Raw genomic sequence first — 12,048 nt, forward strand, 5'->3', positions numbered from 1 at the left:
GCGCCGCTACACAATCGATGCTGCTTACAACCGATCAAACAAACTCAGCTGACTCACCCGGACAAACGCAGCTTGAGCAGCCTCAAGCTTGGTTTGTTGCAACATCAGGCGTGAGGCAGCCTCGAACTGGTCGGTGTCGCGAATGGCCGATTGGGTCGAGTCATTCATAATGCTCAGGCTTTCATTTTCGACGAGCAGCGTGTCGATGCTGTTCAGACGTGCGCCAATGTGAGCTTGGGTGCTTTCGATCTGAATCATGCCGCTATCGATATTGCCCAGGGCCACTGCAATGGCTTCCCGGATACGCAGGCCACCCCCTTCAATGCCATCAGCGGGCTGCTCAAGCGCTGCACGCAGATTGGCAATGGTATTGAGGAGATTCTGGTTTTCCTGGGAATCGGCCGTGACCTTGAACAGATCATCCGCTGCCGGCGTTCCGCTGAAGCTGAATTCGACGCCAGCTACCGTCAACGTATTGGTCGCGCCATCGAAAGCGCTGGGGATCAATACATTGCTTGGCTGAGCAAAGGCCTGATAACCAGTACCGTCAAACTTCAGCGTCACGCCACCATCTGGGAAGCCTGTCGTGTAAGCATCCACATCCACCACGGTTGAGGCGCTAATTTGTGCGGCGGAATTACTGCTAACAGCAAACTTTTCGGGGGCCATCCCCAGGTCGAAACTGTGGCCATCTAGCAGCGCTGCGAAGTCCGACTCACCCGTCTTCAGCATGGTGTCAAGGTTGAACTCGACACCCCGGAAGGTGATTTTCGGATTTTCCTGGTTAGGGTCATAAGACCCGGAGTCCACGGCAACACCCGCAGCCGTCACGGTGTAGCCGATGCTGCCGTCTGTGTTGGCGCTGATTTCCAACTTGTAGGGCGCATCCGCTCGGAAGGTGCTGTCGAAATCCCGCTGATTGGAAACCGTACCCTGGGACAGGTACATCCGCTGCCCACTCGCGCCTACAGTGTCGAGACTCGACGCTGTGCGGCTGACATTGCGCGCAGTTTCGAAAGCGCTATAACCGCTGTCGTTAATGCTGATCTGCAATCCAGTGGCAACTTGAAGGTTCTGCTGTCCCTGATCACCCTGATAGCTGTAAGTGCCGTCACTGTTCAGCACATAAGGCTGGATACCACTCTGACTACCACTGAACCAGTATTCGCCGCTGGCGTTCTTGCTGTTCATCAGACCGAACAGCTCTGCTTCGATCTGCTTCAGCTCAGCCGCGATGGCCGAACGGTTCTGGTCGTTATAGGCACCGTTACCCGCATGCCCAGCCAACTCGCGTGCACGCTGCGAGATGTTGATCATGGACGACAGAATGCTCTCTTCCTGGGTCAGCGAGTTGGTGGCATCGGTCAGATTGCTTTTGTATTGGCTCAACAGCGCGGATTGCTGTTCCAACTGCAGCAGACGGGCCGACCCGATGGGGTCATCCGCCGGCGTCTGAATACGGTTGCCCGACGTGATCTGCTCTTGGGTCTTGACCAGCGCCGAGTAACCCTTTTGGTAACCATTCACGTTGGCGTTGAACATTTGATTAGTCGAAAGACGCATGGTTCGTCACCTGACCTTAGAGAGCGCTGAGCAGCGTGTTGAAGGTTTCCTGGGCAGCCTTGATGATCTGCGACGAGGCGGTGTAGTACTGCTGGAACTTGATCAGGTTGGTAGCCTCTTCGTCGAGGTTGACACCCGACAGCGACTCGCGGGTCGCGGTGGCCTGAGTAAGAATCGCCTCGGTGGCGCCGTTGTCCGCCTGCGCCTGGGCGGTCTTCGCGCCAACCTCGCTGATCAGCGAACCATACGCGGTGGTGAAACTGGAGCCCTTGCCGGCAGCATCGACGTCGACCGTCGCCTTGCTCTGCAAATCCTGCAGTTTGAGCGCGTTGCGGTTGTCCGACTGCCCATCTCGGTTGAAGGAAATAGTGAAGCTGTCGTTGTTGGCTGGAGAACCACTGACAGTCGCACTGAATTCAACCGTAATACCCGCAACGGTCACCGCCAGAGGCAGCTCTTTGGATTGGCCCGGAATGTAAGTGCCCGCCGCAGCCGTAATTTCGGCGCCATTCACATCGTAAAGCGTGTAGTCCTGCATGCCGGTTGCCGCATCTACCTCGCCAAACACCACTCGGACGGGCATTGCAGCTTTGATCGCATCTTGCTGAGCTTGCTGATCAGCAGCCGGCGCGTAGATGTCCAGATGCGTCTTCAGCTCCGGCTGGCTGATACTGCCCGTGCCGTAGTTGCCACTGCCGGTGGTCGCACTCAGCGGCGCAGCCAAACCAAGGCGTTTGGGCTCGGTAAGCGCCACCGAAATATCGCCCGCGGCATGACGGGTGGGAATCAGCGTGAAGGTATCGCCCGCTGCCGGAGCGCCGCCCGCAAAACTCAGACTAAAGCCATCAGCAAGCTCCGGCTCCGGATCGATCGCCAGATCGAAAGCGCCCATATCCGTGCCGTCGGATCGACGCACCGTAAACTCGGTGGCACTGGTGAACTCTACTTCATAGTCATACTTGCTGAGCTGGCTGGTATCGGTGATCCGCACGTCGAAATTGCCTGAGCCGGCGCTGTTGCCCCCTTGGGCAATGCTGCGCTGATTCACCACATTCGCGGCGTTGATATCACCAAACAGGGTGGCGCCAAACTCGCCATTCAGATCGAGACCCTGGCCCAATTGCTGATTGACCTGATCCGCGATGACCAAGGACAAACGGCCCAGTTCATTCATGGCCGGATCGAGCACTTCGCTGCGGTAACGCAGCAGGCCACCCACAGTGCCGCCCGTCACTACATTAGTGATATCAATACGCGTGGTCGGCGTGGTGAAGATCATCGCCAGACGGGAAGGATCGTCTTTGCTCGGCTCTGCCGTCAGGGTATTGGCCTGATTGCCGATCACCAGCGGCTGACCGCTGCCGAGGAACAGGGCGAACTGGCCGTCCTGATCCACCACCTTGACGCCTACCAGCCCAGACAGCTCGCGCACGGCCTGGTCTCGCGAATCCATCAGATCGTTCGGCTTGATACCGTTGAGGGATGCCGTCTTGATCGCGACGTTGAGCTTCGCCACCTTGTCTGCCAAGCCATTGACCGTGTCCGTCATGGTCTTCAGCTGGCTGTTGACGTAGGCCCCCTGGTCCTCCATTTGCGTCTGCACCGAGCCGAAACGATTGCTCAACGATTCAGCGGAGGTCATCAACAACTGGCGCGAGGCAAGGTCAGTGGGTTTGCTGACCACGTTCTGCACGGAATCAAAAAAACCCTTGAGCACCACGTTCACACCGGTGCCGCTATCAGCCAGCAGGGAGTTGATCTGGCTGATGCTGTCCAGGTACGACTTGGTATCGCCATTCAAGGCGGTGGCGCTCTGCAGCTGCGTGTCGATGAAGCCGCTGTACATACGGCGCACATCGTTCAGCGTGGTGCCGCTGCCGATAAAACCGGCCGGGCCGATGTATTGACCGCCAGACGACTGCTGTGTCACCTGCTGGCGCGAAAAGCCGGGCGTGTCTGCGTTGGTGATGTTGTGACCGACGGTGCTCAGGTGGGCCTGGCTGGCCGCGAGCCCGGAAATGCCGATGGAGAGCAAACCTGCCATGTTTCAGCTTCCTAAATGTTCTTCGTCGTGCCGGCGGCGGCGACCATCTGGTAGGTCTGCAACTGCTTGGCGATCTGGTTGACCTTGCGCGCGTACTGCGGATCGGTGGCGTAGCCAGCCTGCTGCAGTTCACGCATGAACTTGTCCGGGTTATCGGCGGTTTGCAGCGCTTCTTGATAGCGGCCGTTGCTTTGCAGGAAGGTCGCGTAGTCGTCGAAGCTTTGCGCGTAAGAGGCGTAGCTGCGGAACTCGGCCTGCTCCTTCACCGCCTGGCCGTTGTAGAACTCGGTGGTGGTGGTGCTGGCGGAATCCCCCCCCCAGCCATGGGCCTTGATGCCGAACAGGTTGTGGCTGCTGCTGCCGTCGTCCTGGCGAATGATCGAGCGGCCCCACCCGGTTTCCAGCGCGGCCTGGGCCACCAGGTGGCGGGCATCGACACCCAGGCGTCGAGCAGCGCCTTCGGCCATGGGCAGCATGGCGGCGACAAACTCTTCCGGCGAATTAAAACGGGTGGGCATCGGCGCCGAATCGCTTACCGGCCGGCCATTGACCAGCAGCCCGCCACGCTCGGGAGCCGCGTAGGCTTGCGCGGGTTTCCAATCCAGGTCCACCAGCGGCTGGCCCGGCTGGGCAGTCGCCAGCGCGGCGGTTTCGGGCGCTGCCTGGGTAGCACCGCCACTGCGATAGCTCGGCAGACTCAAGCGCCGCGCCTTGAGCAATTGTCGGTCGTCGCGCAGCTCACCGTCGCTGCCGCCGGCCAATGTCGGCCGCTCGACTGCCGCGCCGGCCAACGCCGGCGCGTCGGCACTGCGAAACGGATTCTCACGCACGCTGGCTTGACGGTCCTTGCTCAGCTGTCGCACCAGGACATCGGCCAGGCCGATGCCGGCGCCCTGCTTGGGCAGCGTCACGGCCATCTGCTGATCGTGCATGTCGCGGTAATGCTTGCTGGTCTCGCTGTTCATGAAATTGTCGTCGGCCAGCACGTCGTTGGCCTGACGCATGGCCTTGAACATTTGGCTGAGGAACAGCGACTCAAACTCCTGAGCGACCTTGCGGGTGTTTTCCTCGCTGTCGCGATCCTTGCCGACCTTCAACTGATTTAGGCGATTGAGGTCGGTGTAGGCGCCACTGTCGCCCACACTGGGAGCGCTAAATTTCATGCTCATCCCTTAGATCACAATCAGGTCGGCTTGCAGTGCGCCGGCCTGTTTCAGGGCTTCAAGAATGGCCATCAGGTCGCTGGGCGCTGCGCCCACCTGGTTCACCGCACGGACGATTTCGTCCAGGGTGGTGCCCGGCGCGAATTTGAACATCGGTTTCACTTCTTGCTGGGCATTGACCTTCGAACGTGGCACCACCACGGTTTCGCCATCGGAGAACGGTGCTGGCTGACTGACGATGGGGTCTTCGGTGATGCTCACGGTGAGACTGCCGTGGGTGACCGCGGCCGGCGCTACGCGCACGTTCTGACCGATGACGATGGTACCGGTGCGCGAATTGATGACGACTTTGGCAGCTGCCTGGCCGAGATCGATTTCCAGGTTTTCCAGAATCGACAGGTAATCGACACGCTGATTGGGGTTCAGCGGCGCACTGACCCGCACCGAGCCACCGTCAATCGCCTGGGCGACATTCGGGCCCAGCAATTCGTTAATGCGGTCGACGATGTTCTTCGCCGTGGTGAAGTCCGGGCGATTGAGGTTGAGGGTCAGGCTGGTGCCTTGGTCGAAACCGCTCGGCACCGCGCGCTCGACGGTAGCGCCCCCAGGAATGCGGCCCGCTGAGGGCACGTTGACGGTGATACGCGAACCGTCCGCGCCGCCGGCATCGAAGCCGCCTACGACAAGGTTGCCCTGGGCAATCGCGTAAATGTTGCCGTCGATGCCCTTGAGCGGCGCCATCAACAGGCTGCCACCGCGCAGGCTTTTCGAGTTACCGATCGACGACACGGTGATGTCGATGGTCTGCCCCGGCTTGGCAAAAGGCGGCAGGTCGGCGTGGATCGACACCGCCGCGACGTTTTTCAGCTGCACGCTGCCCACACTGGGCGGCACCTTGATGCCGAACTGGGCGAGCATGTTGTTGAAGGTCTGCAGGGTAAAGGGCGTTTGCGTGGTCTGGTCGCCGGTACCGTTGAGGCCTACTACCAGCCCGTAACCGATCAGCTGGTTGGATCGCACGCCCTGGATGCTGGCGATATCCTTGAGCCGCTCGGCCTGCACGGCGAAGCTGGCCAGCAGGCCGAGCGCAATAAGCAGGTACTTGGTCATGGGTTAATTCCTAAGCGGCGGTTGTCGTGCGTAGCTGTGTTAAGTAGGGGCGAATTCATTCGCCTGGCATCGCGTTTTCCGACTGCTGCGGGGATGCGACGAACCAGGCGGCCGATGCCGTTGTGGTTGTCGCAGCCGCTGCGTGGCTCGGTGATCATGCGCACGGCGAATGAATTCGCCCCTACAGCGGTTATGCCAGACGAGCCATTCGGCAGAACCATCATCGCCTGCGCCCCCAGGCCGAAGCCTTTGCAGCACCTCATTCCGTCACCTAGAACGGCCACATTGGGCTCATGAAGAAGCGGCTCAACCAGCCCGGCTGGCTGGCATCGGCAAAGGCGCCGGTGCCTGAGTAAGTGATGCGCGCATCGGCCACGCGGGTGGACGACACGGTGTTATCGGTGCCGATATCGTCGGAGCGGATCAGGCCCGCAATACGTACCAGCTCTTCGCCAGTGTTCAGAGTCATCCACTTCTCACCGCGCACCGAAAGAATGCCGTTGGGCAGCACTTCGGCCACAGTCACGGTGATCGAGCCAGTTAGGCTGTTGCTTTGCCCGGCCTTGGCCGAGCCGTTGTTGTCCCGCTCCCCGGCGAATTCCGCGCCCAAGGTCATGGTATTACCGGTCATCGGATTGGTCGCCGACACCGCGCCGCCGAACAACGAGGTCAGGCCAATGTTGGCACTGCTGTCTTTGCTCAACTGGGAGTTAGCACTCTTGCTGGCCTGGGTCCTCTCGTTGAGGGTGATGGTGATGATGTCACCGACCCGGTAGGCCTTGCGGTCGTCGAACAGGTTCATGCCGAACCCGGACTGGTAGATCGCGCCATTGTTCTGTTCGACAGGCAGCGGCGTACGCGGCAGCACCGGCGCGTAATACGGCTCGTTGGGCTTGGCCGGCGGTGCCATGCAGCCACTCAACAGAGCTAGAAACGTCAGGGAGAACAACAGCCGGAGCATCAGGAGGCAACCTCGCAAAAGGATCGAGGGGCGCGGCTTACAAGCGCACGCCCCTACGGCATTACAACTGCTGGGTCACAAAGCCGAGCATCTGGTCAGCGGTGGAGATGACCTTGGAATTCATCTCGTAGGCACGTTGGGTGGTGATCATGTTCACCAGCTCTTCAACGGTACTGACGTTGGAGTTCTCCAAGGTGCTCTGTAGCACTGTGCCCAGCCCGTTCAGGCCTGGCTGGCCAACCTGCGGCGCGCCGCTAGCGGCGGTTTCCTGAAACAGGTTGCCACCGGTGGCCTGCAAGCCGGCCGGGTTGATGAAGTCTGCGGTCTGGATGTTGCCAATCACCTGCAGCTCGGCCTCGCCGGCCAGGCCGATGGAAACGGTGCCGTCTTCACCGACGCTGAAGGTCTGGGTTTCCGGCGGCACGACAATCGCCGGCTCTACCGGAAAGCCGCTGGCGGTGACCACCTGGCCTTCGGAGTTGAGGTGGAAGGTGCCGTCGCGGGTATAGGACAGACTGCCGTCGGGCATCAGGATCTGGAAGAAACCACGGCCGTTGATGGCCATGTCCAGCGGCTGCTCGGTGGTCTGCAGGCTGCCGGCGGTGAAGTTCTTCTGGGTGCCGACGATGCGCACGCCCGTGCCCAGTTGCAGCCCCGAAGGCAGCTCGGTGTCCTGGGTGTTCTGCGCGCCCGGCTGGCGACGTACCTGATACATCAGGTCCTGAAACTCGGCGCGGTCGCGCTTGAAGCCCGTCGTCGAGACGTTGGCCAGGTTGTTGGAAATGGTGGTCAGGTTCATGTCCTGGGCGGACAGACCGGTTTTACTTACCCACAGAGCCGGAAGCATGGAATGTTCTCCTTCATCGACGCCCAGGGGCGTCGCAAATAATTAGCTGATCTGCATGACCTTGGTCATCGCCGCGGCATCATCTTCGGCGGTACGCATCATCTTGATATGCAGTTCGAATTGGCGGGACAAGGCGAGCATCGAGGTCATCTCGGCTACGGCGTTGACGTTACTGGTCTCCTGGAAGCCGGAAACCACCTGCACTGTCGCATCGGCGTCGACTGGCTGCCCGCTCTTGTGGTGAATCATGCCGTCGAGGCCTTTTTCCATCTGCTGCAAGTCAGGCTTGACCAGCTTGATGCGGTCCACCTCGGCCATCACGTTGGGGTTCTCGCCCAGCGCGCGAATGCTGATGGTGCCGTCGCGACCGATCTCGACCTTCTGCTCCGGCGGAATCACCACCGGGCCGGCATTGCCCATCACCGGCAAATCATTGCCGGCACGCAAGATGCCGACCGCATCGATCTTCAGGCTGGCGGTACGCACATAGGCTTCGCCGCCTTGCGGTGTTTGTACGGCGATCCAGCCCTCGCCCTCGATGGCGATGTCCAGGTCGCGACCGGTTTCCTGCAAGGCGCCGGGGGTGAAGTCAGTGGCCGGACGCTCGGTCATGGCATAGGCCCGCGCCGGCAAACTGTCGCCGAACACCGGCATCGAGCGCGCCTGCTCAAAATCACGACGAAAGCCATTGGTGGAGAGGTTGGCCAAATTGTTGGCATGCGCCCGTTGCGCCAGCGTGTTCTGGCTGGCACCGGTCATGGCCACATAAAGCATCTTGTCCACTGCGTCCTCCGGCAGCTTGTTGCCGCCTTATCAGAGTTTGCAGTGGAATTAGCAAACATCATGCCAGGCAAGGGGGCAAGCGCATGAACCTACGGGAAAAGGCGCCGGTACGGGGAACTCATTCGCCTGACACCGAATCTTCCGTCACTTTCGAGAGAGGCGACGAACTACCCAACCGATGCTTTTGTACGTGTCAAAGCGGATGCGTGGCCTGGAGGCCATGCGCCAGGCGAATAAATTCGCCCCCTACAAAATCACGTCATGCAGCGCCGAATGATAGGTGCAGCGCTGTCGCTGCGTCCGCGGGCCTCCCGCGGGTGCGTATCAGACAGACAGGGTTATTGCATGAATCTATGACAAAAAAAAAGGGACGCCCATGGGCGTCCCTTTCCTTAAAGCTGTCCGCATCAGCCCATCTGAATGGTGGTCTGCAGGATAGTGCTTTCGGTGGTCACGGTCTTGGCGTTGGCCTGGTAGTTGCTCTGCGCCTTGATGAGCTGCACCAGTTGCGCGGTCAGGTCGACGTTAGACTCCTCCAGTGCGCCTGCCTGCATGGCGCCAAAGGTGCCGGTCTTGGCCGTACCCTCCACCGGCACGCCTGAAGCGTAGGTTTCCAGCCAGGCAGTCCCGCCAACCGGCTTGAGACCTTGGACGTTGGAGAAGTTGACCAGCATCACTTGGCCGATCTGCTTAGACTGTCCGTTGGTGTAGCTGGCGAACATCACGCCCGTTTCGTCGATATTCAAGCCGGCTAGCTGACCCGTGGCGTAGCCATCCTGAGTCTGGGTGGTGACCGAGGACACTGCGTTGTACTGGGTCATCTTAGTCATGTCGATGTCCACACTGGCAACAGCGGCAGAACCGTTCCCCGCCCAGGTACCATCAGCCCGCTGCTCGCCCGGCAGCCAGTTGGTCAGCGAAAAAGTACCATCCGCATTGACAGTAATACCCGGCGTACCAGCCGTCGCCGTATCCAGGGCTCCGGAGGAGTCGAACACCAAGTCTACAGTCTCAGGCACTGGTGGCTCCTGGCTGGGGTCGGCTGGATTACGCCCATCGACCAGCACCTGCATCGTCCAATTACCACCCGCCGTCTTGGTGAAGTACTGGCTCATAGTGTGGGCGTTACCTAGCGAGTCGTACATCGGCACCGACGTTGCCCAGTTGTAGGTATTGGTATTTTGCGGATCAAAAGCCAGGGTAATTGCCTTCGCCGAGGAATCCAGATTCAGGGTTTCGGTAATCTGGGTCGTGGCCTTGGGCGCCACGTTGCTGCTATCCAGCTGCAGGTCGACCTTCTGCCCCGCTACGATATCGCCCGCGGAGTTGATGCCGTAGCCCTGCAGCTTATAGCCTGCACTGTTGACGATATAACCGTCCTTGTCCGTACCGAACTCACCGGCGCGGGTATACATCATCTGACCCTGAGCGCTCAGAGCAAAGAAGCCATTGCCATTGACCGCCAGATCCAGGCTGTTGCCTGTGTTATTGATATTGCCCTGGGTGAACTGCTGAGAAATCGCAGCGGTCCGCACACCAGCACCCGCAACCTTGCCGCCGGTACCGAGGATGGATGCCGAGTACACGTCAGCGAATTCCGCACGCGAGCCCTTGAAGCCGGTGGTGGCGACGTTGGCGATGTTGTTGCCGGTGACGGCGAGATCTTTGTTGGCTGCGGCCAGACCGCTCAGAGCGACGTTGAACGACATGAGTTAACTCCTTGGAAATCGGTTTTATTGGCCAATGGTCTGTACGCTGGAGAGCGGTACGCGCCCCATGCCAGCCAGGTTCAAATACATTTCACCGCCACCCAGGGTGACGCTGTTGACGGTGGCCGGCAGGAAGGTCGGCAGCGCGGTGGCTTCGCCATCGATCATCGCCTCGGCGACAAAGGTGTAATTGCCCGACTCCACTGGATCGCCAGCGTTGTTGACGCCATCCCAGATGAAGTCCACGGAGCCTGCGCTCCATTCGCCCAGCTCCAGGGTTTTCACCACGGCGCCGCTGTCGTTGTAGACCTTGATATTCAGGTTGCTGCCGCTGGCGGGCATGATCACGTTGCCCGTGAAGCTCTTGCTCGTGTCCACCAGCGCCTGACCGCTCTGCACAATCACCGAACGACCCACCAGGGAGGAGGCCTGCAGCGCCTGGGATGACTGGTAGGAACCCATGAAGGACTCCACCGTCGAGTTCAGGTTATTCATGCTTTCCAGGCTGCTGAACTGGGCCAACTGGGCCACGAACGCCGTGTTATCCTGCGGGTCCAGCGGGTTCTGGTTTTCCATCTGCGCGACCAGCAACTGCAGAAAGGAATCCTTGCCCATGGCGCTGTCGCCAGTGGTCTTGGCGGCAGGTTTGTGCTGGTACTGGTCCAGTACGGATTGGGCGGTGTTGTTATTGACAGTGCTCATGTCGATCCTTCGCCTTACTGACCGAGAGTCAGTACTTTCTGCATCATGGTTTTCGCGGTGTTCATCATTTCCGCATTGGTCTGGAAGGCCCGGCTGGCAGAGATCATGTCGGCCATTTCTTCCACCACATTGACGTTCGGATAGAACACGTAGCCTTCCGCGTTCGCAGCCGGATGGCTCGGCTCATAGCGGGCCTGCAGCTCGCTCTGGTCCTCGACGATGCCGGTGACCTGCACACCGACGCCGGCATTGCCACGCTCATCGAACAGCGACTGACTGGCGTTGGGATTGGTCGCATCGTGCAACACGGTGGCAAACACCGGCTTACGGGCACGATAGGTCTGATCGATGCTGGAGGACACGGTCTCGGCGTTGGCGATGTTGCTCGCCACGGTATTCAGACGGGTGCTCTGGGCGCTCATGCCACTACCGGCGATGTTGAACACGTTGGTCAGCGACATGGCTTACTCTCCGCGCAGGGCCGACATCAGCCCTTTGAATTTACTGTTGAGGAAGGTAAAGCTGGCTTGAAAGTCCACGGCGTTCTGCGCGTAGCTGGCCTGCTCGACCTGTGCATCGACGGTGTTGCCGTCGATGGACGGGTGATGCGGGGTGCGGTATTGCAGCGCCGCTTCACTGAAGGACACGCCCTCGCCTTCGATATGGCGGGCCTGGGTACGATTCAGGCTGAACGTGCTGCCTTTGCTCTGCTCCATCTGCGCCGCGAGGACGCTGGAAAATTCCACATCACGCGCCTTGTAATGCGGCGTGTCGGCGTTGGCGATGTTATTGGCCAAGACCTCGGCACGCTGGGAGCGGAAGCTCAACGCCTTCTCATGAATGCCCAGGGCTTTGTCGAAACTGATGCTCATGCTCAACCTCTTTCCCATCATTGGGACAGGGAACTGCGGTCGCCAGACAATTGCCGACCGCGGATACTGACTGAGATAAAGCAATCATTGTGCCACTTGCATGGACAGCCATGATTCAGCGAGCCCGGGAGGACGTTACTGCGCCCGGTTAGCAAAATAGCGGCAAGCGTTTACCGCCTGACGGCAATCAAGGCGGCAAAACCCGTGACGAACTCGCCATCCGCAAGACCAGTGATGTCGCCCCGACAGCAAGAGCTCGGCCCGAGGTCGAGCCTTCCACAATGCGCGCGCGCA

At 60.0% G+C, this 12,048-nt stretch carries 11 protein-coding genes; all 11 read right to left on the bottom strand.

Annotation, left to right across the window (positions count from 1 at the left end; genetic code table 11):
• Positions 1-24: 24 nt before the first annotated feature.
• Complete coding sequence (locus H9642_RS14340; protein ID WP_251837137.1) at positions 25-1,563, bottom strand: flagellar hook-associated protein 3; 1,539 nt, start codon at positions 1,561-1,563, stop codon at positions 25-27.
• Positions 1,564-1,579: 16 nt separating this feature from the next.
• Positions 1,580-3,607, bottom strand: a complete 2,028-nt coding sequence (gene flgK / locus H9642_RS14345) for a flagellar hook-associated protein FlgK (protein ID WP_251837138.1) — start codon at positions 3,605-3,607, stop codon at positions 1,580-1,582.
• An 11-nt stretch (positions 3,608-3,618) separates the two neighbouring features.
• Complete coding sequence (flgJ, locus tag H9642_RS14350) at positions 3,619-4,776, bottom strand: flagellar assembly peptidoglycan hydrolase FlgJ (protein WP_433962708.1); 1,158 nt, start codon at positions 4,774-4,776, stop codon at positions 3,619-3,621.
• 3 nt (positions 4,777-4,779) lie between these two features.
• A complete protein-coding gene (locus H9642_RS14355) occupies positions 4,780-5,880 on the bottom strand; it encodes a flagellar basal body P-ring protein FlgI (protein ID WP_251837140.1) in 1,101 nt (366 codons plus the stop codon).
• 271 nt (positions 5,881-6,151) lie between these two features.
• Positions 6,152-6,841 carry a flagellar basal body L-ring protein FlgH gene (flgH, locus tag H9642_RS14360; protein WP_251837141.1) on the bottom strand — a complete coding sequence of 230 codons (690 nt, stop codon included), beginning with the start codon at positions 6,839-6,841 and terminating at the stop codon, positions 6,152-6,154.
• Between the two features lie 61 nt (positions 6,842-6,902).
• Positions 6,903-7,688, bottom strand: coding sequence for a flagellar basal-body rod protein FlgG (gene flgG / locus H9642_RS14365; protein ID WP_251837142.1), 786 nt, complete (start codon positions 7,686-7,688; stop codon positions 6,903-6,905).
• A gap of 42 nt (positions 7,689-7,730) precedes the next feature.
• The gene (locus tag H9642_RS14370) at positions 7,731-8,471 is read right to left on the bottom strand and encodes a flagellar basal body rod protein FlgF (protein WP_251837143.1); all 741 of its coding nucleotides are present in this window, start codon (positions 8,469-8,471) and stop codon (positions 7,731-7,733) included.
• Positions 8,472-8,878: 407 nt separating this feature from the next.
• Entirely contained in the window at positions 8,879-10,180 is a 1,302-nt protein-coding gene (gene flgE / locus H9642_RS14375) for a flagellar hook protein FlgE (RefSeq protein WP_251837144.1), read from the bottom strand.
• 24 nt (positions 10,181-10,204) lie between these two features.
• The gene (locus tag H9642_RS14380; RefSeq protein ID WP_251837145.1) at positions 10,205-10,882 is read right to left on the bottom strand and encodes a flagellar hook assembly protein FlgD; all 678 of its coding nucleotides are present in this window, start codon (positions 10,880-10,882) and stop codon (positions 10,205-10,207) included.
• A 14-nt stretch (positions 10,883-10,896) separates the two neighbouring features.
• Complete coding sequence (flgC, locus tag H9642_RS14385) at positions 10,897-11,343, bottom strand: flagellar basal body rod protein FlgC (protein WP_251837146.1); 447 nt, start codon at positions 11,341-11,343, stop codon at positions 10,897-10,899.
• A gap of 3 nt (positions 11,344-11,346) precedes the next feature.
• Positions 11,347-11,754 (bottom strand): flagellar basal body rod protein FlgB, encoded by a 408-nt coding sequence (gene flgB / locus H9642_RS14390; RefSeq protein WP_251837147.1) that lies wholly within the window; start codon positions 11,752-11,754, stop codon positions 11,347-11,349.
• Between the last annotated feature and the right edge of the window lie 294 nt (positions 11,755-12,048).

It is taken from the genome of Serpens gallinarum, assembly GCF_014836765.1.
Classification (GTDB): Bacteria; Pseudomonadota; Gammaproteobacteria; order Pseudomonadales; family Pseudomonadaceae; genus Serpens; species Serpens gallinarum.